At 40.1% G+C, this 26,954-nt stretch carries 24 protein-coding genes; 20 read left to right on the top strand and 4 right to left on the bottom strand.

The features are described 5' to 3' along the window. Positions 1 to 140: 140 nt before the first annotated feature. From MAF46_RS02500 to MAF46_RS02420, 17 genes are all read left to right on the top strand, one after another. Positions 141 to 1,094 carry a hypothetical protein gene (locus tag MAF46_RS02500; protein ID WP_060785952.1) on the top strand — a complete coding sequence of 318 codons (954 nt, stop codon included), beginning with the start codon at positions 141 to 143 and terminating at the stop codon, positions 1,092 to 1,094. A gap of 134 nt (positions 1,095 to 1,228) precedes the next feature. Continuing rightward, positions 1,229 to 1,792 (top strand): elongation factor P, encoded by a 564-nt coding sequence (efp, locus tag MAF46_RS02495; RefSeq protein WP_004130995.1) that lies wholly within the window; start codon positions 1,229 to 1,231, stop codon positions 1,790 to 1,792. Between the two features lie 26 nt (positions 1,793 to 1,818). Further along, positions 1,819 to 2,289, top strand: a complete 471-nt coding sequence (nusB, locus tag MAF46_RS02490) for a transcription antitermination factor NusB (protein WP_016805016.1) — start codon at positions 1,819 to 1,821, stop codon at positions 2,287 to 2,289. A 192-nt stretch (positions 2,290 to 2,481) separates the two neighbouring features. Beyond that, positions 2,482 to 3,696: a glutamine-hydrolyzing carbamoyl-phosphate synthase small subunit gene (gene carA, locus MAF46_RS02485; protein WP_016784993.1), complete on the top strand. Its 1,215-nt coding sequence runs from the start codon at positions 2,482 to 2,484 to the stop codon at positions 3,694 to 3,696. A 29-nt stretch (positions 3,697 to 3,725) separates the two neighbouring features. Continuing rightward, positions 3,726 to 7,121, top strand: a complete 3,396-nt coding sequence (gene carB / locus MAF46_RS02480) for a carbamoyl-phosphate synthase large subunit (protein WP_060785953.1) — start codon at positions 3,726 to 3,728, stop codon at positions 7,119 to 7,121. Positions 7,122 to 7,124: 3 nt separating this feature from the next. Continuing rightward, positions 7,125 to 8,024 (top strand): orotidine-5'-phosphate decarboxylase, encoded by a 900-nt coding sequence (pyrF, locus tag MAF46_RS02475; RefSeq protein ID WP_004130989.1) that lies wholly within the window; start codon positions 7,125 to 7,127, stop codon positions 8,022 to 8,024. Between the two features lie 22 nt (positions 8,025 to 8,046). Continuing rightward, positions 8,047 to 8,661 carry a guanylate kinase gene (gene gmk / locus MAF46_RS02470; RefSeq protein WP_016635440.1) on the top strand — a complete coding sequence of 205 codons (615 nt, stop codon included), beginning with the start codon at positions 8,047 to 8,049 and terminating at the stop codon, positions 8,659 to 8,661. 137 nt (positions 8,662 to 8,798) lie between these two features. Then, the gene (rpoZ, locus tag MAF46_RS02465; RefSeq protein WP_004130985.1) at positions 8,799 to 9,083 is read left to right on the top strand and encodes a DNA-directed RNA polymerase subunit omega; all 285 of its coding nucleotides are present in this window, start codon (positions 8,799 to 8,801) and stop codon (positions 9,081 to 9,083) included. A 131-nt stretch (positions 9,084 to 9,214) separates the two neighbouring features. After that, positions 9,215 to 10,441: a methionine adenosyltransferase gene (metK, locus tag MAF46_RS02460; protein ID WP_060785954.1), complete on the top strand. Its 1,227-nt coding sequence runs from the start codon at positions 9,215 to 9,217 to the stop codon at positions 10,439 to 10,441. 39 nt (positions 10,442 to 10,480) lie between these two features. Beyond that, positions 10,481 to 12,961, top strand: a complete 2,481-nt coding sequence (locus MAF46_RS02455) for a primosomal protein N' family DNA-binding protein (RefSeq protein WP_060785955.1) — start codon at positions 10,481 to 10,483, stop codon at positions 12,959 to 12,961. Between the two features lie 101 nt (positions 12,962 to 13,062). Then, positions 13,063 to 14,187 (top strand): shikimate dehydrogenase, encoded by a 1,125-nt coding sequence (locus MAF46_RS02450; RefSeq protein ID WP_060785956.1) that lies wholly within the window; start codon positions 13,063 to 13,065, stop codon positions 14,185 to 14,187. Further along, positions 14,184 to 15,083 carry an RNase adapter RapZ gene (rapZ, locus tag MAF46_RS02445; protein ID WP_016785003.1) on the top strand — a complete coding sequence of 300 codons (900 nt, stop codon included), beginning with the start codon at positions 14,184 to 14,186 and terminating at the stop codon, positions 15,081 to 15,083. Before MAF46_RS02450 ends, rapZ begins: the two co-directional genes overlap by 4 nt. A 184-nt stretch (positions 15,084 to 15,267) precedes the next feature. Further along, the gene (whiA, locus tag MAF46_RS02440; protein WP_004130980.1) at positions 15,268 to 16,206 is read left to right on the top strand and encodes a DNA-binding protein WhiA; all 939 of its coding nucleotides are present in this window, start codon (positions 15,268 to 15,270) and stop codon (positions 16,204 to 16,206) included. 255 nt (positions 16,207 to 16,461) lie between these two features. After that, positions 16,462 to 17,667 carry a phosphoglycerate kinase gene (locus MAF46_RS02435; RefSeq protein WP_060785957.1) on the top strand — a complete coding sequence of 402 codons (1,206 nt, stop codon included), beginning with the start codon at positions 16,462 to 16,464 and terminating at the stop codon, positions 17,665 to 17,667. A gap of 104 nt (positions 17,668 to 17,771) precedes the next feature. Further along, entirely contained in the window at positions 17,772 to 18,569 is a 798-nt protein-coding gene (gene tpiA / locus MAF46_RS02430; protein ID WP_016829597.1) for a triose-phosphate isomerase, read from the top strand. A gap of 97 nt (positions 18,570 to 18,666) precedes the next feature. Next, on the top strand, positions 18,667 to 18,915 hold the full coding sequence (gene secG, locus MAF46_RS02425; protein ID WP_004115170.1) for a preprotein translocase subunit SecG: 249 nt from the start codon (positions 18,667 to 18,669) through the stop codon (positions 18,913 to 18,915). A gap of 93 nt (positions 18,916 to 19,008) precedes the next feature. Next, positions 19,009 to 19,845: an HAD hydrolase family protein gene (locus tag MAF46_RS02420; protein WP_060785958.1), complete on the top strand. Its 837-nt coding sequence runs from the start codon at positions 19,009 to 19,011 to the stop codon at positions 19,843 to 19,845. A 586-nt stretch (positions 19,846 to 20,431) separates the two neighbouring features. Here MAF46_RS02420 and MAF46_RS02415 read toward each other — a convergent pair. Further along, positions 20,432 to 20,881, bottom strand: a complete 450-nt coding sequence (locus MAF46_RS02415; RefSeq protein WP_060785959.1) for a hypothetical protein — start codon at positions 20,879 to 20,881, stop codon at positions 20,432 to 20,434. A gap of 1 nt (position 20,882) precedes the next feature. Beyond that, positions 20,883 to 21,083 carry a helix-turn-helix transcriptional regulator gene (locus MAF46_RS02410; protein WP_018615718.1) on the bottom strand — a complete coding sequence of 67 codons (201 nt, stop codon included), beginning with the start codon at positions 21,081 to 21,083 and terminating at the stop codon, positions 20,883 to 20,885. Positions 21,084 to 21,324: 241 nt separating this feature from the next. Between MAF46_RS02410 and MAF46_RS02405 the strand changes: the two genes are divergently transcribed. From MAF46_RS02405 to MAF46_RS02395, 3 genes are all read left to right on the top strand, one after another. Continuing rightward, positions 21,325 to 21,924, top strand: coding sequence for a recombinase zinc ribbon domain-containing protein (locus MAF46_RS02405; RefSeq protein ID WP_230953894.1), 600 nt, complete (start codon positions 21,325 to 21,327; stop codon positions 21,922 to 21,924). A 345-nt stretch (positions 21,925 to 22,269) separates the two neighbouring features. Further along, positions 22,270 to 22,995 (top strand): MerR family transcriptional regulator, encoded by a 726-nt coding sequence (locus MAF46_RS02400; RefSeq protein WP_060785960.1) that lies wholly within the window; start codon positions 22,270 to 22,272, stop codon positions 22,993 to 22,995. A gap of 500 nt (positions 22,996 to 23,495) precedes the next feature. Further along, positions 23,496 to 24,530, top strand: coding sequence for an alpha/beta fold hydrolase (locus tag MAF46_RS02395; RefSeq protein ID WP_004130938.1), 1,035 nt, complete (start codon positions 23,496 to 23,498; stop codon positions 24,528 to 24,530). A gap of 523 nt (positions 24,531 to 25,053) precedes the next feature. On the opposite strand, the gene MAF46_RS02390 is transcribed toward MAF46_RS02395, so the two are convergent. Together MAF46_RS02390 and MAF46_RS02385 are read right to left on the bottom strand one after the other, a co-directional pair. Continuing rightward, positions 25,054 to 26,706, bottom strand: a complete 1,653-nt coding sequence (locus MAF46_RS02390) for a recombinase family protein (RefSeq protein ID WP_050567752.1) — start codon at positions 26,704 to 26,706, stop codon at positions 25,054 to 25,056. Positions 26,707 to 26,777: 71 nt separating this feature from the next. Continuing rightward, positions 26,778 to 26,945 carry a hypothetical protein gene (locus tag MAF46_RS02385; RefSeq protein WP_004121940.1) on the bottom strand — a complete coding sequence of 56 codons (168 nt, stop codon included), beginning with the start codon at positions 26,943 to 26,945 and terminating at the stop codon, positions 26,778 to 26,780. Positions 26,946 to 26,954 lie beyond the last annotated feature (9 nt).

The following is a 26,954-nucleotide window of genomic DNA, read 5'->3' as shown; positions in this document are numbered from 1 at the left end:
TATATCAGTCTTTATGAATAAAGTAAAGATAATATGTTAGTTTATGTTCTTTTTTTGTAAAAATAATTATAAATTAGTGTTTTATAATGATGCTTTTATATGTGAGTAAAAATATCAAAAGATTGTATTAATCTCATAATATGGAAAACAGCAATAATAAGTACCAAGAATCAGAAGATTTGGATGATATCGCTTCCTTTAATAATCAAGATGAGTATGAGCAAGAAAATATTTTTGGATCTTCTAATGATGATTCAAACAACTCCTTGTTAAGCGATAAAAAGGCTATTGCTGTTATTGTTTGTGTATCTCTTATATCAATCGGAGTCGTTGCTGGATTAGGGTTTGTATTATTTGCTAATAACTCTAAGACTAATCTAAAAGCAAGTGAGCCTTCTAAAAATTGCGTTCAATTGCGCAAAAAAGTAATCAATGCTAAAGAAGAGCTTAAAAAAATTGTATCAAGTCAAGATGTTAAAGATGCTTCTAATATAAAAGCTGCTGATTTTGATGAAGATTTTGATGCAGCTAAAGACGCTGCAGATGATTTTGAATCTTCTCTAAGCTACGCTAATGATGACTTAAACGATGATATTCCAGCATGCCCACTTGGCGCGGATTCTTACGATTCTACAAGAGTTGAAAATAAGCTTTCAGACAAATTGGATTCTTTGCGTAAAGATGCTGATTCTGTTAAAACGCATGCAAAGAATTTACTAAAAACTAGCAGAACTGCTTTTGGAGATCAATTGTTAAATCTTGTTAAAAAAGCTAGAGAGCTTGTAGAAAAAGCGAAAAATTTGCCTATTTTAGCTGATGCTTCTAAAAGTATAGAAAATGCTGCTAATGATGCTGGTAATGCTCTTGCTAAAAGCAGCAATAATTATACAGAGTTAAAGCAGGCTTATCAAAAAATAAAAGCTGTTATAAGCCAGTATGAAGATAGAATTAAAAAAGTGAGCGATAGATTTTTAAGCAGAGATGGCAATGGGTATCCTTTTGATGCTCCACATCCTAAGGATGATCAAGGTGGATATATTCCAATGGGTCGTAGTCAAAACTCAGACTCGTCGGAACAAGACGATCAACAGTAATGAATAATTGCGTTAAATGCGTGTTGTTATTTTAGTTGTTATTTTAATTAGTTGACGCTTTGTGGCATAATAAGCAAGGTTTATTTCTTAGCTGCACGCATTGCAGCTTTATTAGCGAAAGAAACGGATAACTCGTGGCACAGACTACCAATGATATTAAAAATGGATCGGTTTTGAACCTTGAAGGTCAGCTTTGGACAGTTGTTAAGTTCCAGCACGTAAAGCCAGGCAAAGGTCCTGCTTTCGTTCGCACCACCATTAAGAACGTGCTTTCGGGCAAGATTGTCGATAAGACTTTTAACGCCGGCATGAAGATGGAGTTCGAGACCGTTGATAACCGTACTTTGCAATACTCTTACGAAGACGGCGATAACTTTGTATTTATGGATATGACAACCTACGATCAGGTTTATATTCCTAAGGATTTGGTTGGAGATCAAAGCAAGTATCTTCTTGAAGGAACTGATTGCATTGTTAGCTTCCATGATGGCACTCCTTTGAGCGTAGAGCTTCCAGCGTCTGTAATTTTGACGATTACTCACACTGAGCCAGGCTTGCAAGGCAACCGTTCTAACGCTGGCACTAAGCCTGCAACAGTTGAGACTGGCGCCGAAATTCAGGTTCCACTCTTTGTTGGCGAAGGCGAAAAGGTTAAGGTCGATACTCGTGACGGCTCTTACCTTGGTCGCGAAAACTAGTAAAAACTTATAAAAAGGACGCTAATATGGCACGCTCCACTGCTCGAAAGAGGGCATTGAACACTCTTTATGAGGCAGACGAGAAAAGTCAGAATATTCTTTCTTTACTCGACGAACGTTTGAAAGAGCCAGGTGCGCAAACTCCTCTTCCAGATTATGCTGTTGATATTATTCGCGGAGTAGGAGAGCGCAGAAATAGGATTGATAAAACCTTAAATCGCTATTCAACAGGCTGGAAAGTTGGAAGAATGGCGGTTATTGATCGCAATATTTTGCGCATTGCTGTTTGGGAGATTCTTCTAAACGACGAAGTGCCAGATAAAGTTGCGATTGATGAGGCAATTGCTCTTTCTAAAACATATAGTGACGATGAAGCAATCACCTTTATTCATGGTCTTTTAAGCGCAATTGTTTCCGACAAAGACGCTTGCTTGGCTAAGTTTAATGGTGAATCCGGTGAAGCAGAAGAATCGCAAGAATCGCAAGAAAACGATTAGTCTTTTGTAAAGTCAGATTTAGATTCAGATTCTAGTTTTGCAAAATAGTCTTTTGCAAAATAGTCGTAAAACATGTAAATCCGCTTGCTTGTAAAAGTAGGCGGATTTTTGTTTTGTAATACATCGGCGCGTCGCCGTCCGCCAATATGAGTAGACTTGCCACGAATAACCTAAAGCCATAAGGGGGTTAAGGTGGACTATAACGACACCTTCGCCGGATTCGGCACTGATGATGCAGTATTAGTATTGGAAGACGGGCAAGTTTACGTTGGTAAACCATTTGGCGCAAAAGGTTCTACACGCGCTGAAATCGTGTTCTCTACAGGAATGACTGGTTACCAAGAAACACTTACTGATCCAAGTTATGATCAACAAATAGTTGTTCAAACGTTCCCACACATAGGAAACACGGGAATAAACGGCGAAGACCCAGAGTCGTCAAAAATATGGGTTGCAGGATATGTGGTAAAAGCTCCAAGTCCAAATGTTAGCAATTGGAGAGCCACTGGTTCCTTGGAAGATGATTTAGAAAAACAAGGTATTGTAGGAATCAGTGGTATTGATACAAGAATGCTGGTACGACATTTACGCTCAGTTGGCGTTATGCGTGCTGGCATTTTTTCTAATGATGCTCTTATAGATAAAACTACTGGAGCAATTCGCACAGTCTCATCTTTTGTAAATGAGATTAAAGAAACTCCTCAAATGCAAGGCTTGCGACTAACAGACGAAGTTAGCACACAAGAAGCTTATACGATTGAGCCTTGCGGGGATTATGAAGGCAAAGAGCCTCTTTACACTGTTGTAGCTGTTGACTTTGGAATAAAAGCCATGACTCCTCACCGTTTGGCGCAGCGTGGATGCCGTGTGCACGTTGTAAGCTCCTCAATAAGCTTTGAGTCGCTTCAAGCGCTTAACGCAGATGGCGTGTTCTTCTCGAATGGCCCTGGAGACCCTGCTCAAGCAAATCGCGAAGTGGAATTATTGCGTAACGTGTTAGATGCTGGCTACCCATTCTTTGGAATATGCTTTGGAAATCAATTGCTTGGTCGCGCGCTCGGCTTTGGAACATACAAGCTTAAGTTTGGTCATCGTGGCATAAATCAGCCTGTAAAAGACGTGACTACTGGAAAAGTAGAAGTTACGGCGCATAATCACGGATTTGCTGTAGATGCTCCTATTGGCAAGACTGTTCAGTCTCCTTACGAAAATGGCCATTTTGGTCGCGTAATAGTGTCTCATGTAGACCTTAACGACAATGTTGTAGAAGGCTTGCAATGCCTTGATATTCCAGCTTTTTCTGTGCAATATCACCCAGAAGCAGCCGCAGGACCTCACGACGCATCATACTTGTTTGATCGCTTTGTAGAACTTATGCAAAATCACAAGAATAAGAGCGAAAAATAGTAGGTATAAAGAGATAAAAGGAATTTATAATGCCAAAACGCGATGATATTAAGTCTGTAATGGTGATTGGTTCTGGCCCAATCGTAATTGGTCAGGCTGCAGAATTCGACTATTCGGGAACGCAAGCTTGCCGAGTGCTTCACGAAGAAGGAATCCGCGTAATCCTTGTAAACTCTAATCCTGCTACGATTATGACGGATCCAGAGCTTGCAGACGCAACATACATTGAGCCAATAGATACGGCAATTTTGGAGCGCATTATTGCTAAAGAGAAGCCAGACGCGCTTCTTCCAACGCTAGGCGGCCAAACTGCGCTTAATGCTGCAATGGACTTGGGGCGTGCAGGAATCCTAAAAAAGTACAATGTGGAGCTTATTGGCGCATCTTTGGAAGCAATCGACCGCGGCGAAGATCGTGAGCTTTTTAAGAAAGTCGTAGAAAAAGCTGGAGCAGAAAGCGCAAAATCCTTTATTGCTCACTCAATTGAAGAAGTAGACAAGATTGTTGAAACGCTTGGATACCCAGTAGTGGTACGCCCAAGCTTTACAATGGGCGGCTTAGGCTCTGGAATTGCTCATAATCAAGAAGAATTACACCGCATTGCAGGAGCAGGAATCCACTATTCTCCAACAGACGAAGTGCTTATTGAAGAAGGCATTGAAGGCTGGAAGGAATTTGAGCTGGAGCTTATGCGAGATTCTAAAGACAACGTTGTTGTTGTGTGCCCAATCGAAAACGTTGACCCTGTAGGCGTGCATACTGGTGACTCGATTACTGTTGCTCCATGCTTTACGCTAACAGATCGCGAGTATCAAAAGATGCGCGATATTGGTATTGCGATTATTCGAGGCGTTGGAGTTGATACAGGTGGATGCAATATTCAATTCGCAATCAACCCTAAGACTGGCCGCATAATCGTAATCGAAATGAATCCTAGAGTTTCGCGCTCTTCGGCGCTCGCATCTAAAGCAACAGGATTCCCAATCGCAAAAATCGCTACAAAACTTGCGCTCGGCTACACTTTGGACGAAATCCAAAACGATATTACGCGTTCGACTCCTGCAAGCTTTGAGCCAACGATTGACTATGTTGTAACTAAGATTCCGCGCTTTGCTTTCGAAAAGTTCCCTGGAGCAGACACTACGCTTACAACTTCTATGAAGTCGGTTGGCGAAGCTATGGCTTTGGCTGGAAACTTCCAGGAGTCCCTTGGAAAAGCAATGCGCTCAATCGATAAGCGCCACGCATGCTTTAACTGGGACGGCGAGCGCCCGAGCAAAGAAGAAGTTAATAGACTTCTTGAAGAAATGCACACGCCAACAGAGCATCGCTACTTGCAAATTCAGCGCGCGCTTTGGGGCGGAGCAACTCCAGAGCAGATTTTTGACGCAACAAAAATCGACCCATGGTTTGTTGAGCAGCTTTCGTTAATCAATAAAACAGCTTTAGAGGTTCGTGAAGCAGAAAACTTGACGCCTAAAGTGTTAAAGAGCGCTAAGCTTGCAGGCCTTTCGGATGTTCAAATTGCGCATTTGCGTAATCTTGGCGACGAAGGCGAAAACATGGTTCGAGAGCTTCGCTGGGCGTATGGATTGCATCCTGTTTACAAAACGGTTGACACTTGCGCTGCCGAGTTCGATGCTGTAACGCCTTACTACTATTCTTGCTACGCTCAAGAAAGCGAGCTTAAGCCGCGCAATCGCGAAGCCGTGATCATTCTTGGCTCTGGTCCAAATAGAATCGGCCAAGGTATTGAGTTTGACTACACTTGCGTTCATGCTGTGCAAGAGCTGGGTAAGGATTACGACACAATCATGGTCAATTGCAATCCTGAAACAGTTTCTACAGACTACGATATGTCGGATCGCCTATACTTTGAGCCGCTTACTTTTGAAGACGTGCTTGAGATTTATCAAGCAGAAAAGAAGCTTGGCCCAGTTAAAGGCGTGATTGTGCAACTTGGCGGCCAAACTCCACTTTCGCTTGCGGCTCGTCTTAAAGCTGCAGGAGTTCCAATTTTGGGTACTACGCCTGAGGCCATTGATTTGGCGGAAAATCGAGAGCTTTTTGGTGAGGTTCTTCGCCAAGAAGGCATGAATGCTCCGCGCTACGGCACTGCTTTAAGTCTTGAAGAAGCTAAAGATGCTGCTCACGCAATCGGTTATCCTGTTCTTGTACGACCAAGCTACGTGCTTGGCGGTCGTGGCATGGAAATCGTGTACGACGATGCTCAGCTTGCAAAATACGTGGATCGCGCTTTGCAAGAAGCTAGAGCAGATACTGTTGTTTCTGGTCGCTTGCCTTCGCCGCTTTTGATTGATAAGTTCCTCCAAGATGCTATTGAGATTGACGTTGACGCGCTTTACGACGGAAACGAGCTTTATATTGGCGGAATTATGGAGCATGTTGAAGAGGCTGGAGTGCACTCTGGTGACGCTGCATGCACTCTTCCTCCAAGCACGCTTTCCGACGATCAAATTCGCCGCCTTCGCGAGGGCACGCTTTCGATTGCTCGCGGATGCTCGGTTCGTGGTCTTATTAACGTTCAATACGCTTTTATGGCAAACACTTTGTACGTAATTGAGGCAAATCCTAGAGCGTCTAGAACTGTTCCGTTTGCTTCTAAAGCTACGGGTGTTGCTCTTGCTAAAGCTGCTGCTCGAATTATGTCTGGAGAGACAATCGCACAGCAGCGAAAGCGTGGTCTTCTTCTTCCAAAGGGAGATGGTGGAGACATTCACCCAGGCCAGCAGGTTGCTATTAAAGCTTCCGTCTTGCCTTTTAAGCGTTTCCGCACGCCTGTTGGTCGCACTGTTGATATTTTGCTTGGTCCAGAAATGCGTTCTACTGGAGAAGTTATGGGCTTCGACCGAGACTTCCCACATGCTTTTGCTAAGAGTCAGCTTGCAGCATACAAGGGCGGTTTGCCTACAAGCGGCAACGTGTTTGTGTCTGTAAGTGATGCAGATAAACGCCAATTGCCTCTTCTTGCAGTGCGCTTAGTAGAACTTGGATTTACGATTTGGGCTACAGAAGGTACGGCATCTGTTCTTAGACGCTACGGCATTGATTCCGTTATTGTTGACAAGCTCTCAAGCCAAGGCGACACGGCGAAGGATGTGCGAAATGACGTGCCTTCGCGCGAAAGAATCGGCAAAAACGTGGTTGAGCTGATTGAAAATGGTAAGATTGATATGGTGTTGAACACGCCGAATTCAAGAGGGTCGCGTACAGATGGTTATGCTATTCGTGCAGCTGCTGTTGCAGCAGACCTTCCGCAATTCACAACAATTACGGAGTTTGCACCAGTTCTTATGGCTATAGAAGCCGTTAAGAACAACGATTACCAAGTGATGAGCATTCAGGAGCATGCAAAGCAACTGTTTGCGATCGAAAAGGCAGAAAACGAAGAAAGTCGGGCTTAATACATGACCGAAAGTATACGAGAGCAGGAATTGCGCGCGCAAAGATCCGATTTTGGATTGCGTCTAAAAAACGCTATGGCAAAATATGGGCCATTATGCGTTGGAATAGATCCGCACCGCAAGATGCTGCTTAATTGGGGATACAATATGGATGCTCAAGGAGCAGAATTGTTCTCCATGCGTATGCTTCAAGCCATGAACGGCAGAGCTGCTGCCGTAAAATTCCAATCAAGCATGTTCGAGCGCTACGGGTCTAAGGGGTTCGCTGCGCTCGAACGAGTGCTGTACGCTGCAAGGCAAATGGATGTAATCACTATTGTTGATTGTGGTCATGGTGGTTTGTCTACAACAATCTCCGCTCTTGCAGACGCTTATTTTAAGCCAGATGCTCCTCTTCTTACAGATGCAATTACGCTTCTTCCGTATTACGGGGCCAGATCAATGGGTGGGTTGATTAATGAGGCTCTTAATAATGGCAGGGGCGTGTTTATTGCTTCGTTAACGTCTAATCGCGAAGGCGCTAGCTTGCAAACTGCTATTCGCCAGACTGGTTCTTACCGCGGTACAACTGTTGCTCATGGCATTGCTCAAACTGCTCAAACTTTTAACAACAATACAAAGGGCATGGGCTCTGTTGGTTTGATTGTTGGAGCCACTATTGGAGATTGGATGAATGGCGGTGGAATCGATTTAACGAGTTTTACTGGTCCGATTCTTTCTCCAGGATACGGCTGGCAGGGTGCGGAAGCTAACGATTTGAAAACGGTTTTTGCTGGAACTCACGGAAACGTTTTAGTAACTGTTTCTAGGTCTATTGCTTCGCACGGTCCAGATATTGGTGCATTATCTAATGCAACTGAACGAATAGCTTGGGATATTCGTCAAGCTTTAATGGATTCATAAAAATGATTTAAGAGAGTCAAATATGGTTAGTTTAGACAATACACAAAGTACGCAATCCATTAAAAGGCGATTGATTGTTCTTACTGGTCCTACTGCTGCTGGTAAGGGCACTGTTGAGGGGGTATTGCGCGAAAAACACCCTAATATTTGGCTTTCTGTTTCTGCGACTACCAGAAAGCCTCGCTACGACGAGTTTAATGGTATTCATTATTGGTTTATTGACGAAGAAGAGTTTGCTAGAAGGCAAAAGAACGGCGAATTTTTAGAGACTGCTCTTGTTCACGGTATGGCTCACTATGGTACTCTTCTTAAACCAGTTTTGGATCATCTTGCTCAAAACGTTCCAACTCTTCTAGAGATTGATCTTCAAGGAGCTAGAAGAGTAAAGCAAGAGGCTTCTAGACTAGGTTTGGAAGTTGTGTACGTGTTTATTGCTCCTCCTAGCTTTGAAGAGCTTAAGCGTAGGCTTATTGGTAGAGGCACAGAAACTCCTGAGCAGCAAGCTAAGCGTTTGCAAACAGCAAAAGTGGAAATTGCCGCGTCTAGTGAGTTTGATTTTGTGATTGTTAATGACGATGCTAATCGCGCTGCAGACGAGCTTTGGAATATAATCGCTAAAGAATACGATTTAGATTAGTTTAGATTAATTATGATTAGTTTAGATTAGTTCCAATCACTTTAGTTTAATTTTGATTAGTGTTTTGAATATCCTTGCAATAGCTTACAATTGATTATTTGGAAACTATTGTGGCACCATAGAATATGGAGAACATTATGGCATTGGGCACTAAGCCAACACCTACGGGACTTGCAAATCCGCCTATTGATGATTTAATGCAACATGCGGATTCCAAGTATGCGCTTGCCTTGTTTGCCGCAAAACGAGCACGGCAGATTAATTCTTATTTCACACAGCTTAACGAGGGATTGTTGCAAAACGTTGGTCCTCTTGTTGAGTATAAGAACCAAGAAAAGCCTCTTTCTATTGCATTCCGCGAGATTAATAAGGGTTTGCTAGTAGAGAATCTTGGTGAAGACGATGTGAACGAAGGAAACTAAGTTTTCTTTTTCGTTTAATTGCAGCCGTATTATCCTTGCGCTTACAATCGCGTGTGGGTATGCGGCTGCGATTGTTTTAATGCGCTTGATTTATAGAGTCATCTTGATTTACAAAGTTATAAAGGGGAATTATGAAAGAGTCTAAACTTATTTCTGCAGAATCTGTTACGGAAGGTCATCCAGATAAGCTTTGTGATCAGATTGCGGATGCAATTTTAGACGACATGCTTCGTCAAGATCCCCATGCGCATGTTGCTGTTGAAGTTTGCGCTTGTGTAGGACAATTTGTTGTTTTTGGCGAAGTTAGGGGAGAAGTTTACACAGATATTCCTGGAATCGTAAGAAAAGTAGTGCGCGAAGTTGGATACAACAGTTCTTCTGTTGGCTTAGACGCTGATTCTTGTGGCGTAATGGTTTCTCTAACTGAGCAAAGCGCGGAGATAAATCAAGGTGTTTCTAGATTAGATTTAGAATCCGAAAGTATTGCGTCTAAAGAAGAACGCTACAAAAATCAAGGAGCAGGCGACCAAGGCGTTATGTTTGGCTATGCTAGCGACGAAACAGACACTTATATGCCTCTTCCAATCTATCTTGCTCATCGTCTGGCTCAACGCTTATCTTACGTTAGAAAATCTGGTATTGTGCCAAATCTTAGACCAGATGGAAAAACGCAAGTAACAATCGAGTATAACGAAAAGTTAGAGCCTATTCGCTTAGATACTGTTTTGATTTCCACTCAACATAGCCCTAATGTAAGCGTTGATTGGCTTAGAGAACAGCTTGTTAAAAACGTTGTAGAGCCTGTTCTTAGTAAAGTCTTAGAAAATCGCGTTGATTATAGCGATTATAGAATGCTTGTAAATCCTACAGGGTCGTTTGTTTTAGGCGGTCCTGCTGCAGATTCTGGATTGACTGGCAGAAAGATTATTGTAGACACTTATGGTGGAGCCGCTCATCATGGTGGCGGAGCTTTTTCTGGAAAAGACCCTAGTAAGGTAGATCGTTCTGCAGCGTACGCTGCGCGCTGGGTTGCTAAGAATCTTGTTGCTGCAGGTTTGGCTCATAAAGTAGAAGTGCAAGTCGCGTACGCGATTGGTATTGCGGAGCCTGTTAGCGTAAATGTAGAAACTTTTGGAACAGAAGCCAACGGAATTACGCGTTCGGATATTTCTGCAATAGTTCGCAAAGTCTTTGATTTGCGACCAGCTGCGATTATAGACGAGCTTGATTTGCTACGCCCAATTTACTCAAAGACTTCTGCTTATGGTCATTTTGGCAGAAGTGATGTTGATTTTCCTTGGGAAAAGTTGAATCGTGTTGAACAGATTAAAAATGAGGTAAAATCATTAAAAAAATGATTTGAAATTTTATAAGGATTGATTTTATAAGGATTATTAATGCTTGAACAGTCTTCGTTGCAGCCTTCTTTAGAAGGTTTAGCGAAAAAATCGCGCAGGCGCAAAAAGGGTGATTCAACACCAAGTAAAGCGAGTAACTGTGCGATTGCGCATGTTGTTTTAGACGTTCAAGCACCTCATCTTGGAAAAACTTTCGACTACATTGTTAGCCAATCGCAAGATGAAGACGCAAAGCCAGGGGTTATGGTTCGCGTAAAATTCGGCGCAAGACGAGTTAACGGAATTATATGGAGTAGAAGCGATTCTAGTGAAACGCCAAAATCTTCCCTAAAGTTTATTGAAAAAATTATTTCTAGCGAAAAAGTTGCGTCTAAATCTTTTATGCAAGATATTTCGTCAATTGCAGAAGCTTATGGTGGAACTAGAGCGAATATTATTCGGCTCGCTTTGCCCAAAAGAATCGCTGGCGTAGATAAAGAGAATTTTTTAGACGATATTCACATGTCTAAAAGGCAAAAATGGACTAGCGATTTTCGCAAAAGCTTAAAATCAAAAGATGACTGGCAACAGGATCAATATAGCGGATCGGAAAATCTTATAAAAACAACCGATGCTCGCATGTTTGCGTCTTACAAAAACGCGGACTTGTTAAAACAAGCTCTAGAAAACGTTCAAAAGCCTTATTATTTGCATTCTAAAGATGATTTTACGTTAAATACTACGAATAATTACAAAGCTTTTCTTGTAGATGCATTGCCAGGCGCGTTTAGATGGGCGCAAGATTTAGCGTGGATTATTGCAAATGCTATAAGCGCGGGTCGCCAAGTTGCTGTTGTTTTGCCTACGATTCGAGAAGTGAGCGATGTTATGCGCTCGCTTATGGTTTACGGTCTTAAGCCTTATAAAAAGTCACAAAATTCTAATGGCGCTTTAAGTGGAGATGTTGCTCGTCTTTGCGCTTATGATTCTCCAGCAGATAGGTATAGAGCGTGGAGAGCTATAGAAAAGGGCATTGTTCCGTGTGTTTTAGGAACAAGGTCTGCAATGTATGCGCCAGTTGAGTCGCAAGCGCTTTTTGTGATTGTAGAAGATAGCGCATATCAGTATGCAGACGGCATGATGCCTTACGCACAAGCTAGAGGCGTTATGCGATTGCGCGCAAAAAATCATAATGGCGTATTTGTTTCAATGTCTTTTGCAAGAAGCGTTATTAGTCAAAGTGAAGTTGAAAACAAAAAATTAGCTCCTTTGGTTAGTGGTCATTTAGTAGAGGTTACGCCTTTTAAGTCTGTTGTTCAAAATGCAAGTCCTTGGGTTCGTCTTTTAAATTCAAATAATTTGACTAAAATAAATGACCCGAGTGTAGGTTCTAGAATACCGTACACTGCGCTAGCTTCGATTAGGCAAGCTTTAGACGCTAAAATGCCTGTTTTGCTTGCCACATGCCAAGATAGCGCTATTCAAAAAGCTGCGTGTAAAAAGTGCCATTGTATTGCTCGTTGCAAACGTTGCACTGGCCCGCTTGACTTGCCCTTAGACGGTTCTGCTCCTAAATGCGCGTGGTGTGGAAGTATTGCAATAGGTTGGAAATGCTCGAATTGTTCTAGTAATTCTGGAGCGATTGAAGCTGTTCATATAGGCGTTAATTTTACAGCTAAAGAAGTGTTTAAGTTTTTTAAGGATGTTCCAATTATTGTTTCTTCTGCAAAACAAAAAAGCGGTGTTGTTGAGTGGGTTGAGCAAAATCCGATGATTGTTATTAGCGCGCTTGGATCGCAGCCGCGTGTTTTAAGCAATTCTAAAGATTCTTGCGGGGAATATGGTCTTGTTGCGATTTTAGACGCGTGGACGAGTCTTTATAGCACGGGATTAGATGCTCGAATAGACACTTTGAACGCATGGATGAAGGCGGCTTCTATGTGTGCTCCAAAAAGCAGAGACGGAAGCGTGCTTATTTTGGGAGAAACTTATGATGTTCTCGCTAAATCGTTAGAGGAGTGGGATTCTTCGATTCTTTCTAAACAAGAGCTTAAAGAAAGAGAAGATGCGCTTTTGCCTCCATCTGTTTGCGTTGCAAGAATATGGGGTTTTAGGCAAGCTGTTGTAGATACGCTTAACGCGATTGGTGCAATGGGTGATTGTGAGAGTGAAGACATTGCAAAAGTCGCAAGCAAAAATGGCGATTTAGATAGTTCTAGCAATCTTCCAATGTTAAAAGTCGAAACTAAAAATAATAGCTCTGTGGTTTCTGGCGATCCGAGCGAAGATTCTGGCTATTCGAGTGAGTCCGAATATCTTCCACCTTTACTTGGAATTGTTTCAATGAAGCCTCCTTCAACATTGCGCGAGCAAAATTCTCAACGATTTGAAGAATTAAACGACAGAGTTAAAGCAGTTGTAAGAGTGCCATTAGAATATAGAGATGAATTAGTTAATCGTTTGAAAAAAGAATGCGCAAAGCATTTTGCAATGCGAAAAAGTGGCGAATTAAAATTTAGTGTAGATCCTAAGGATTTGTAAAATCGCATAGGCTCACAAATAAAGACTTATAAATAGCGATTTATGAATAGCGATTTATGGATAAAAACTTATGAATAAAAACTTATAAAAAAGAGGTCAAAATGGTTGAAAAATGCTACAATTGCGCGGTTTTGGGCAATCCAATATCGCACTCATTATCTCCAGTTTTACACAACGCTGCATATAAGGCATTGGGCTTAGATAATTGGCATTATAGTAAAGAAAAAGTTAGCGAAGAAGACTTAAAAGATTTTATTGCAAATCTTGACGATTCTTGGAAAGGCTTAAGCCTTACAATGCCACTTAAAAAAACGATTATGAGCCTAGGTGTAGCTTGCGATTATTGGGCAAAAACTCTTGGAGTTGCAAATACTGCTGTGTTTAGTAAAAAGCCATGCATAGAAAATCCTGAGACGATTGAGCTTTGTAATACAGATGTAAATGGGATTGTAATGGCGTTAATGCTCGCTCTAAAATCTAAAATATTAAACGCAAAAAGTGCGGTTATTATTGGCAGCGGAAACACAGCGTCTTCTGCAATGGCAGCTTTAATAGAAATTGCGCAAGGCTCAAAATTGAGCAAAGTTAGTGTTGTTGCAAGATTGCAAAGCGATGGAAAAACTGTTAAAAGCGTTAGCAAATTTAACGATTTAGTAGATAAATATAACTCGGATTTTCCAAATAGCAGAAGAATAGAGCCAGAGAATTTAGAGCTTAAAAACAAGGGCGATTACAAGCCTGTTTGCGGTATAGAATTCCCTACTATTGATCCTGAATTTATAAAAATATCGCAAGATATAGAAAAATGTGATAAATCTCACATTCTAGAATCTATTTCTTCATTGGATGCAATTGAAGCAATTGCAAACGCAGATATTGTTATAAGCACTGTTCCAGCTCATGTAGCAGACGGATTAGCGCTAGCTTTGTGTGAATATTGCCAAGAAAAGTCAATAAAACATTTAGGAGCTTTGCTAGACGTTGTATATGATCCTCGACCAAGCCAGATACTTAAAGTTTGGAGAAAATACGGCATTGGTATTGGCGGAGAAGAAATGCTTTTACACCAGGCATTAGATCAAGTAAAACTCATGACTTTTGAATATAGATATGCGAGTGATGATTCGAGTGATGATTCTTGCACAAACAAACACCAATCTGACAAGGCTCCAGATTACGATTACATAAGAAGTTGCATGGAAAAAGCATTGCAGGAGGCGTTATGAGAACTGAAAATAGTGAATTCTCGCAGGTGGCAAGCGATTTTGAAGTAATGCTCATTACTGGCATGAGCGGCGCTGGCAGATCTCATGCAGCAAATGCTTTGGAAGACATGGGCTGGTATGTTATTGATAATCTTCCTCCAAAGCTGCTTATTCCGCTTGTAGACATGATGACGTCTTCTGGATCTAAAGTTCATAAGCTTGCAGCAGTGATTGATGTAAGATCGCGCGGATATTTTGACGACCTTTTTGCTGTTTTAGGTCATATAGATGATTTGGGCGTAAAAACTCGAATACTATTTTTAGATGCTTCCGATTCTGTGCTTATTAAGCGATACGAGTCTGTGCGCAGGCCGCATCCTTTGCAACGCGGCGGAAGACTTATTGATGGCATTTTAGAAGAACGCGAGCTTTTAAGTCATCTTAAAGATTGCGCGGATATTATTATCGATACTTCTACTCTTAGTATTCATCAACTTTCAACTAAGCTTTACGAAGGCTTGCTTGGAAAAGGATCTTCTACTGTATCTGTGCATATTTTTAGTTTTGGATTTAAGTATGGAATGCCTATGGATGCCGATTTTGTGGCAGATATGCGATTTTTGCCAAATCCATTTTGGGTTCCAGAACTTAGAGATTTAACAGGCAAAGATAAAGCTGTTAGCGATTATGTTCTTAAAAACCCAGCCGCAATGGAATTCTTAGATTCCTACGAGAAAGCTCTTCTTACAGCAATCGATGGTTTTGCAAAAGAAGATAAGCACTATGTAACTATTGCAATTGGATGCACAGGAGGCCAGCATAGGTCTGTAGCTATTAGCATAGAGCTTGCAAAACGATTAAAATCTAGAGGATTACAGGTTACAGTGTCTGCTAGAGAGATGAGATCTAGAGCATGATTTAACAAATAATGCATTTTCTCCTACGGTGTTATGTAATATAAAAAGCAATATTAAAAGGTAAAATGTCCAAGTCATTGGGTACTACAGAAAGCCGAGCATGTAGATGTTTTTAGCATCGTGCAATGGCATCTTGCAAGAATCCCAACGCATACTTTAAGAAGAACAAAATAGGAGGTTTCCCTTGGCTCTTCTTGACGACGTAAAGAACGAACTCGTCGCAAATAATAGTGACCAACCAGCGGTTATTATGGCTCAAGCTGCAGCGATGATGCGTTTTGCTGGAGGTTTAAGGCCAGTTAATAATCAAGCTGTAATTAGAGCACAGTTTGATTCGCAAAATGCAGCACAATGGCTCGTAGATGTGCTTGAGACTTATTTCCAGCGGGAAGCGAAGATTTCTCAAGCTTCTCGTCAAACCCCTACGGGTGTTGTTACTCGTTACGAGGTTCTTGTTGATCGAGGAGCCGCAGCTTTAGCATTGCAATCTGGTCTTTTGGATCGCCGTATGCACATTGTTGCAGGCTTAGCTCCAGAGATTGTTAGTGGAAGCATTGCGCAAATTAAAGCCGCGTGGAGGGGAGCGTTTATAGCTCATGGTGCTATATCGGATCCTGGAAAAGCTAGTTATCTAGAGATTGTTTGCCCAACTCACGAGGCTGCAACAGCTTTGCAAGCTATGGCTGCACGTTTGGGTGTAAGCGCAAAGGCTCGTAAAGTTAAAAGCTCCGAGCGCGTTACTTTGCGTGATTCAGACGCAATTGAGCGTATGCTTAATTTGATTGGCGCTCCAAGGTCTTCTAGAGAATGGACTGGTAAGCGTTCTGATGGCGAAGCAAGAGGAAAAGCTAATCGTTTAGCAAACTTCGACGATGCAAATATGCGCAGAAGTGCTAAGGCTGCTGCAGAAGCTTGCGAAAAGGTTCGTCACGCTTTCGACGTTCTTGGAGACGATATTCCAGAAAATCTTTTGATGGCAGGCAAGTTGCGACTTAAGCACAGTGATGCAAGCTTGGAAGAGCTTGGCCATTTGGCAGATCCTCCAATCACAAAAGATGCTGTTGCTGGTCGTATTCGTAGACTTTTGCAACTTTGCGCTAAAGTCGAAAAATCTAGAATGTGAGTTGATTCTAGGATTAACTTTTGTAGCTACTAACTTTGATTAAATGCCGTATACACAAAGTATGCGGCATTTTTGTATCGCGCGATTTTGTTGTTGATTTTTATGTACATCTTTCTGTTGATTTTGTGCGTGCTTGTTGCGCATATGCGGTATAATCGTTTGTGGAATTTATAGACGTTTTAGCTTTGCTTTCGTCTTTTTTCTTGTTAAATTCGCCATCATGATTGGTTGAATCATGGTTTGGAAAGGATACCAATGAAGACACTTAAAGATTTGGGAGATTTGAGCGGCAAGCGCGTACTCGTTCGTGCAGATTTTAATGTTCCTCTTAAGGGCACGACTATCACAGACGACGGTCGTATTAAGGCTGCTTTGCCAACGATTAAAGCTTTGCGCGAGCAGGGCGCCAAGGTTATTTTAATGGCTCATCTTGGCCGTCCAAAGGGTCAAGTTGTTCCAGAGCTTTCTTTGGCTCCAGTGGCAGCTCGCTTAGGTGAACTTCTTGGTGTAAATGTTGCTTTGGCTGCAGATACTTACGGCGAAGATGCTCAAGCTAAGGTTGCTGCAATGAACAATGGCGACGTTGTTTTGCTTGAAAACGTGCGCTTTAACGCCGAAGAAACCAGCAAGGATGCTTCTGAGCGCGCTGAATACGCTAAGAAGATTGCTGCTCTTGGAGAAGTTTTTGTTTCCGATGGTTTCGGTGTTGTTCACCGCGCCCAGGGTTCAAATTACGATGTTGCTGCCGATCTTCCAGCTGCTGCAGGCTTGCTTGTTGAAAAGGAAGTTAAGGCACTTTCTCGTGCAACCGAAAATCCAGAGCGTCCTTTGACAGTAGTTCTTGGTGGCTCTAAGGTTTCCGATAAGCTTGGCGTTATTGAAAACTTGCTTTCTAAGGCAAATCGCCTTGTTATTGGCGGCGGTATGGTGTTCACTTTCCTCAAGGCTTTGGGTCACGAAGTCGGTACTTCTTTGCTTGAGGAAGATCAGCTTGAGAAGGTTAAGGGATACATTGAAACCGCTAAGAAGAACGGCGTTGAGCTTGTTCTTCCAACCGATATTGTTGTTAACGCTGGTTTCCCAGCAGGAGATACTCCAGTTGCTCCAGAAGTTGTTCCAGCGGATGCTATTCCAGCAGACAAGATGGGCTTAGATATTGGCCCTGATTCTCAAAAGCTTTTCCACGACAAGATTGTTGATTCCAAGACTGTTGTTTGGAATGGACCAATGGGCGTGTTTGAGGTTCCAGAGTTTGCTGCTGGTACTCGCGCTGTGGCTCAGGGCTTGGTTGACGCCACTAAGAATGGTACTTTCACTATTGTTGGCGGTGGTGATTCCGCTTCTGCAGTTCGTAACCTTGGATTTGCGGAAGATGGCTTCTCTCACATCTCCACTGGTGGCGGCGCTTCTCTCGAGTTCTTGGAAGGTAAGACTCTTCCAGGCTTGAGCGTGCTTGAGTAAATAACTTTAAGATATTATGCCGACTTCGATTTTATGAATTCATTTTGTAAATCGAGGTCGGCATAATGTTAATTTTATCTTTATAACAATTCTTAAGGGTGATTATGGGTGTGAATAGAAAACCGCTAGTTGCAGGCAATTGGAAGATGAATTTCAATCACCTCGAAGCCACTCATTTTATTCAAAAATTCTGGTGGATGCTTTGCGATTCTCACTTCGATTGCAAAAAATGCGATATTGCGCTTATGCCATCGTTTACATCCTTAAGAAGCGTACAAGTTTTAGTTGAATCCAGCAATATTCCTATTCTTTACGGAGCGCAAGCTGTTTCCGTTACAACTCAAGGCGCGTTTACTGGAGACGTTTCTGCAGATATGCTTGCAAGTCTTGGCTGCTCAATGGTGATTGTAGGCCATTCCGAGCGTAGAAAGTATCATCCAGAAGACGATGCGAATATTGTTGACCAAGTGCGCGCTGTTCTTGCAGCTGGAATGCAACCAATTTTATGCGTTGGCGAAAGCTTCGAGGAGCGCAAGCAAGGTATAGAGCTTGATTTTGCCGTTGGTCAAGTTCACGACGTTACTCGTGACTTAGATTCTAAGCAAGCAGAGCGTTTGATTATTGCGTACGAACCAGTTTGGGCTATTGGAACTGGCATGGTTGCTACAGCGCAATCTGCTCAAGAAGCAGCTTTTGCGATTAGAGACGATTTGCGCCGCACTTTTGACGATAATGTTGCAAATTCCGTGCGTATTCTTTATGGCGGATCTGTAACGTCTTCTAATGCGTCAAGCTTAATTAGTGAGCCAGATGTGGATGGATTCCTTATTGGAGGAGCGTCTTTAGATGTTGAAGAGCTTGCTTCTATTGTTAAACTCGCGTCTTATAAAAATCGCGAATGATTTAGCGAAAGATTTAGTGCTGATTTAACATATATTTAGCTTATAGGTCAATGGCTTTTACTATGCTTTACAGAGTACCAAAAACAGGAGGTTACTTGTGTCCGCTGTGAAAATTGTTTTGCAAGTGTTGCTTGTGCTCACCAGCATTTTGTTAACATTGTTGATTTTGATGCACAAGGGCAAGGGCGGCGGCCTTTCCGATATGTTCGGCGGCGGTTTAACGAAGAACGCTGGTAGCTCTGGTGTTGCAGAAAAGAACTTGAATCGTTGGACTGTTATTATAGCTTTGATTTGGGTGGCTGTTATTGTTGCCTTGAACCTTATGACTAAGTTCTCACTTATCTAAGTATTCTTTTAAGCGCGTAGTCGAAAGATTGCGCGCTTTTGTTTTATTAAAGCGCATTGTGTTGCTTGCGCGCGCGTTAAAATTTGGGTACGTATGCTTCGTTTTTCTCCATCGCTTATTATTGCCGATCTTGATGGCACTATGCTTCATGATTCACAAACTTTTGAAGGCAGATATTTAAGCCAAGAAACTGTTAGCGCTGCTAAGCGTTTGAGCGAATGCGGAATACCGCTTGCGATTATTACAGCTCGCCCTGTTGGTAGTGCTTTTGATTTTATCCACGATTTGCAAGCTCAAGTTTGCGCATATCTTAATGGCGCTCTTATTGATTTTGATTGCGCGCATAGTACTATTAGCGATCTTACTTCGCAAAGAAGCATTGATACTCTTACGCGCTTTGGTTTTGATTCTAAGCTTGCGTGTAGCGTGTGTTTGCGTTTGCTTAATGAGATTCCTACGCTTCGCATTGGCATTGTTATGAACGATGTTCGTTACACTAATTTTGATGTTCGTATGCTTTGGAGCAAGCAGGATTTTATTATTACAGATTTTTCTAATGTTCCAAGTGGCATAGCAGACAAAATTATTATTGTGCCGCAAGATTGCGAGAAAGAGCATCTTCAGCGCATTCTTCCGAGCGATTTTTCGTTACACATTAGCGAAGATGTTTTGTGGATGATTACGAATCCTCTTGCAAACAAAGGGCACGCGCTGAACGTTATTTGTAATCGCTTGGGCGTAAAGGCGAGCCGCACAGTTGTTTTTGGAGACGATATTATAGATATAGACATGTTCCGCGCGGGGGGATACGGAGTAGCTGTATCAAATAGTAATCCTCGGTTGCTTGCGATTGCAGACGAGGTTTGCGACTCCAACAACAACGACGGCGTTGCTACCTGGCTTAATTCAAATCTTTTTACTAGATTGTGAATAACCCACCTTTCGTTACCGGCGAAGTTGTGTGACGAATTCTTTCGTAGAGAGTCAAACGAAAGCTTGGTGACATTATCAGTGAAGAGAAGAAATCTACCATTAAAGTCGGAGCAGCTAAAGATCTCAATGGAGAATACCCATTTTTCATTAGTGGTGATGCTGTACTTTCTTGTGATAAACCACTAGTTAATAATCGACTCATTTATATTCCAAATGAGATTGAACTTAAGGTGTTTAATAGCATTACTATGCCTGCTTATACGACTGTATCGTCTAATCAACGCGAAAATAGAGCTTTGATAGCTCTCCGTGATTGGCTTTTACCTAGCTCATGAACGGGCAAGCGGCAATCCAAGATTAGGCAGCTAAATTATCATTTCTCTATCCATTAATTTCTTCTCCTTAATCTATAAATTTCAATTAAAAAGCGACTGAACTTATATTTCAATCGCTAAATGTCTTATATATTAAATTGTTTTAAGTGTGGCTTCTTATCCTTACCATTTTTACCTCCTAATTTTGAGTATAAAAAAGACGATAGAGTTTTAACTGTCTATCGTCTAATACCTTTACTATGATATTTTTAAATCTTTTTTGACCAATATACTTTTAATAATTTAGAAAATATTAATTGTACAAATGCAACTATTATTAACGCTAAAAAGGCTTCATAACTTACATATGCTACAATTAAAGAAACTATTACAATAACCATTGAGAATATAGGTATTATATTTGATCCTGACTTCATCTTTATTAATATCATTCTTTCATCTGTTTCTTTAGTATGCATCTTCTCCAATATATCTCTATTTCTATATGCTCTACCAAGCATCGACATGTAGAATACAGATACAAGTTCAAGTCCAATAAAAAATACTGCTACATAATATGTCACATCTTCTTTTAATGGAAATTTATATTTTAAGTAAAAATTTCCAATAATAACTGCGAGTAAGGCAACCATACATAATAAGACTAAAATACTAATTCTAAATCCTATTTCTTTTTTATATTTTTCTAATTTGTTCATATTAATCGTCCTCCTCTATGCTAAATATTTCTTCAATACTTGTATCAAAAAACTTAGCAATTCTAAAAGCCAACGGCAGTGATGCTATATATTTTCCAGTTTCAATGGAAGTTATGGTCTGCCTTGTAACTCCAACTTCATTTGCTAATTCTTCTTGAGTTATTTTATGCTGTTTTCTTAATCGAAAAATTGTATTTTTCATTTTCCTCCTTCAACAGCAAGTTAACTTTACATATAATGTATAGCTCGCTTTGCTTTTTTTGTCAAGCGTACTTTGCTTTTTTATAATTTCTTAAACTAAAAAGACGACAGATTTTATCAACCATGTTCGTATAAAAAATGATGGAACAGAACCACAGTATTATGTAAAAGATAGCCACGCGTCTATTATTCCAAGAGATATTTTCTTTAAAGTTCAAGAAGAAATGGTAAGACGAGCTAACATGTTTAGTGGTGAGGAGAATAAAAAAAGGAGAGTTTATTCCAGTAAGTACGCTTTATCCAGTTTATGTGTTTGTTCTAAATGCGGGGATATTTACAGAAGAATTGCTTGGAACAACCGAGGAGTACGATCTATTGTCTGGCGTTGTTGCACCAGAGTGGAAAATGGTCCTAGTGCTTGCGATGCTCCGACAGTACAAGAGAACGAACTGCAATCTGCCATAGTGAAAGCCATAAACAAGGTGTTTAGTATATCGGATGAAGTATTGGATACGTTGAAGAATAATATTAGAGAAATTATCGCGGGCAATAACTTAAACGAGATTGAAACGGTTGATAAAAGAATTGCAGATAAACAAGCGATACTACTAACCTTGCTTAAAGCTAAAAAAGACTACACGAAAACTGCTGATGAGATTGATGAGCTTAAAGGTAAGAAACAGCAGCTTCTTATAGAAAAAGCAGGTCAAGAAGATGCTAAAAGACGAACCAGAGAAATGGAAGATTTTCTGAAAAGTGAGCGTCACGATATTAGTGAGTATGACGAGAAGCTGGTAAGAAAGTACATCAAGAAAATAAAAGTTTACGAGGATAAGTTTTAAATCAGAGATTAGTGTGAATATTGAAAGGGCATCGTAAAAGCCAAAAGAATGTGAGTGTTTGAAATGTTACAAAAGTCAGCCTAGTGGGCATCATCTCTAGGCTGTTTTTATGCTCAGAAATCAAGCTATTAAGCCAATCTTAAACCTTTTAACGATAGCTTTTTCTATCGTTAAAAAGTGCACCCACTTTGCATTCAGGTGCGAAGTTGGAAAATACAGCTCGAATGTAAGTCTGTAGTGGAGTTTTTAGCGCAGAGTTGAGCATTAGACGACAACGCTAGAAAAAATACTTGACTATGACGTTGCGTAATACTTTATTCTAGTGATAAGGAAGGAGGTGAGATAGTGAAAACAGTGAATGAAGTCAGCAAGATAGCAGGAATTAGTATTCGTACTCTTCAGTATTACGACAAAATCGGTTTGTTAAAACCGTCCGCTTATTCGGAGTCAGGGTATAGGTTGTATGGTGATGAGGATCTAAAGGTACTACAATCCATTTTGCTGTTTAAAGCTTTGGAATTTCCGCTCAAAGAAATTAAAGAAATAATAACCAGTGAGCATTTCGACAAAGATTTAGCGCTGGAACAACAAATCAAATTATTAATCCTGAAAAAAGAGCATTTGGAAAATTTAATTCTTTTTGCAAAGGGATTAAAAGCATTAGGAGGTAACTATATGAACTTTACAGCATTTGACACAAGCAAAATTGATGAGTATGCCAAACAGGCAAAAGAGTATTGGGGAGATATACCGGAATTCAAGGAATTTGAAGCTAAAGAAAAAAGGAGAAACAGCGAGGAAACAAAAATGCTCCATCAACAACTCATGCTGATTTTTGCAGAATTTGGCAAGGTAAAATCACAACCCAGCGATTCGGTTGAAGTTCAGGCTTTGGTAAAGAAACTGCAGGACTTTATTACAGCTAATTTCTATAAGTGCTCGAATGAGATTTTATCCGGACTTGGCAAGATGTATGCTTCTGGTGATGATTTTACGAAAAATATAGATGCGTTTGCAGGCGAAGGGACATCAGTATTTGTCAACAAGGCAATCGAATATTATTGCAAGTAAGTTTTATAATCGAGTTATTGATTAAAAACACCTAATTAACTAATGTAGTGCTCCCAAAAGTTGGACCAAAAATCTAACTTTTGGGATCATTACAAAAAGGTGCTTTAATTTTCTACCAGAATAAAAAATTGTTTTGTAGAAAATAGATTCTCAAACCTTTTAACGATAGCTCGCTTCTATCGTTAAAAAGTACACCCACTATCAATAGTGTGCACTCAAAAAAGTGTAGCTATACTTGGAGTTCTCTCAATCCACGTGGAAGCTATAGCGTTGATACAAAAGATGTAAATTTAAAAATCCTGCATTTAAGCAGTTTTATAAGCATTTTGTATTTGAAAAAGATGAAGAAGGATGCGTCAAAACAGGCCGGCAATTCTATTGTGGTGGATGTTTTAATGTAGATTAATGTAATGAATACTCTAAAGATTATATAATAACAACAAACAGATTTTTTTATATACTATTAGACTCTGCATACTATTTTAAAGGAAGCTAATAAAATGAAGAAAATGAAGAAAATATTTTTTGGAATCTTTTCAGTTATTATTATTTTAGTAGTTTTAGTTTTTAGTCTTAGGATATATAACGACCATAAGTATAAAGATATCAATGCTTTAAATTTTCCTGAATATTATAAGGATGTTACTAATATAAGTCTATACCCTACAGATATTGATGGAGTTGATGTAACTTATGTAGATGAGGGTAGAATGCAAGGATTTAGATTTGTACCTAAAGAAAAATCACATAAGGGTCTTGTAATTTGTTTTGGAGGTTCTGAAGGAAGTCCAAATTTTGAAAATGCTAAGATATTAGCAAAAGAAGGCTATGAAACCTTTGCTCTATTTATGTTTGGTATGAAAAATCAAGAATCGACTTTGACAAAAATTCCCTTAGAACAATTTGATGATGTTATCAATTATATAAATAAAAATATAAAAGACAATAAACCGATAAGTGTTTTGGGAGCGTCAAAAGGGGCAGAATATGCACTTAATTTGGCTTGCAAATATCCTGAAATAGATAATCTGATTTTAATATCGCCTTCGTCTTATAATTTTGCTGGCCTAGATTTTAAAGATTATGGTTCATCATGGACATATAAAGGAGAGCAACTTCCATATATAGATATAAAAAAATCATCATTTAGCTCATTTCTAAAGAATATTATTGTTCCAACTATAATTAAAAGTCCTATTAGTTATAAAGAAACTTATGAAAGTGCAATAGAACAAGACTCCTCAAGCCAAGAAAAACTAATACCAGTCAAAAATGTTAAGGCAAATATATTAATGATGGCTGGCGAAGATGATTTGATGTGGGATAGCTTTGCCATGGCAAAAAAAATAAAAGAGCAAAACCCTAATGCAAAGATTTATTCTTATAAAGGAGCAGGACATATATTTGCAGGCAATGGTGTTTTAAATCTAGGAAGAATTAGAATTGCAACAGGTGGAACAATTGAAAGCAATGATAAAGCAAGAAGTGAATCAAGAAAAACTATTGATGCTTTCTTAAAAGAAAATCATAAATAGGTAATTACTTGTGTGTTCAAAGTAAAGGTCAAGAGCTCTTATGGCAAGGATATTATGAATAAGGTTGGCAGGCAGGATTTAAGGACATGCAAACGAGTTAATTCTTTTTGAGACATAGGATAATCTTTCCATCCTTGTATTTTAATCTAACTAACTAATTTGTTTCTAATCCTTCCCGGCAATTGTTTGTTACACGGGGGTGAAATTTTAATTGGTTAGTTACAGGGGTGAAATTATCATAGATTAATAGCATCAAGAGCTTAATAGGTGGGTGCAAGTTTGCCCTTGTGTAACAGGGCTTAGCGAGGGCTATCGTTAAAAGGTTTAATGCGAAGCTGCTTTAGGCTGGGTTCTCGCGGTTTTTGAACGTGTTTTGGCTGTTTGAGGGAAGATATCGACGCTCTAGGGTCGAGTGCGCAGGATGTTAACGTTAAAAAGTGCACCCCTTTAGGGGCATTCACTTAGGGATTTAATTCCTAAAAAATTATCGGCGTAATCGGTATTACTACCGGCTACGCCGATTTTACTTATGGAGTGGAATATCAACTGCACCTATGTAATTCCACTGTATCCATATGGTTTGTTTCTTGGTTCTTGTACCTGCTACCTTTTCAGATTTTTCAACATAAATCTTATCTACAAAGGTTCGAATGATCTCTGCATTAAGTTCTTGTATATCTGTGTATTGTCGTACTAATTTCAAGAAAGAATCCACGTTGAGACATTCCTCTTGCGCTTTAGAAATAAAGGCTTCAAGGGATTCAATCTTGCTTTTCAGTTCAGCTTGTTCCTTGTCGTAGGACTCAGACATGCTCTTAAATCGTTCATCAGAAATTTTACCGTCTAAGTTGTCTTCATAGAGATGCTGAACAATTGTGTCAAGTTTGCTAATTCTTGCTTTTGCTTGCTCGAGTTCCCTATTAGAGGACTTTAACTTTTGGGTTAGTTCTTTCTCGCTTTTCTTCATCACAAGTCCCACGAACTCTTCTTCGTGCTGTTTGGCAAATGAAGTAATCATTCGTAGCTCGTGAAGCAGTATTGCTTCGATCTGAATATTTCTAATTTGATGTGATGAGCATTTGCCTTTTTGCTTACGATATGTAGCACAGACAAAGTATTCTTTATCATGGCTCCAACCTTTTCCTCGAACCTGATAAAGCTTGTTACCACAATCCGCACAAAATAGCATTCCCGATAACACCGGCATCTCTCCAAGATTGGTACGCACTCGTCTACCATCTCTTATACGTTGAACAATATCAAAAGTTTCCTGGTCAATAATTGCTTCGTGTGTGTTTTTGAAAATTAGCCAGTCTTCTTTGGGATTCAATAATGTTTTCTTGCACTTGTACGATTTCTTTCTTGTTTTGAAATTGACCGTATGCCCAAGATATTCTTGCTTTTCAAGCATATTAGAGATAGTTTTTTGATTCCAGACTCCCTTAATCTCCGATTTCGCGGAAGGAATTTTAATACCAAGAGAGAAAAAATGCTCAGAAGGTGTTGGAATATTCCTTTTGATTAGCTCATTGGCAATCTGGCTAGGCCCATACCCATTAACGCAGAGTCTAAAGATTTCACGCACTACACTGGCAGCTTCTTCATCTACAATCCAATGATTTTTATCTTCAGGATCCTTAAGATATCCGTAAGGAGGATTGATGCAGAGCGGCTTCCCACTTTGTCCTTTTGCTTTAAACACAGCTTTTATTTTTCTGCTTGTGTCTTTAGCATAAAACTCATTGAAGATGTTGATGAAAGGTGTCATGTCGTTGTCTGACTGATTATTGCTATCTACGCCGTTATTTATTGCAATAAAGCGAATATCAGCGTTAGGGAATACCATCTCTGTATACATACCAACTTGCAGATAATCTCTACCCAAGCGTGACATGTCCTTGACGATAATGGTTCCAATCTTTCCTTCGTCAATGAGAGCAGTTAATTTAAGCCAATCAGGTCGCTGGAAATTAGTACCCGAGTAGCCATCGTCTACAAAGAACATAAGATTGTTGAAATGATTATCCTCGGCATACTTTTTCAGCATGCTCTTTTGATTGATAATGGAATTGCTGTCACCTTGTAATTCATCGTCTTTGGATAAACGGCAGTAAAGTGCCGTTATCTTGCCTACATTATCTAGAGTATAAGAAGGCTGTCTATTTAGTTTATTCATCTGTTTTTCCTCCTTTCCGACAGCCTTCAAGCGGTCAGTATATATTCCCGTATAACTCAGAATTTATCAAGTTATTTAGCTTCTATTACATGGTTTAAATTGCTTAAAATAAGGTGTTTGATTAGGTCTTTGACACCTTTCTGAGCACTCTTGCTTTCAAGAGAGTTAACCGTAAATTCAGTATTTCCGATTCTTAACACTTCGGTTTTTACCGGTGTATCCTTAATTTGTTCATCCATGCATTTTGA

It is taken from the genome of Gardnerella pickettii (genome assembly GCF_029226345.1).
GTDB classification, from domain to species: Bacteria; Actinomycetota; Actinomycetes; order Actinomycetales; family Bifidobacteriaceae; genus Bifidobacterium; species Bifidobacterium piotii.
This window is presented reverse-complemented; position numbering and strand designations above follow the sequence as displayed.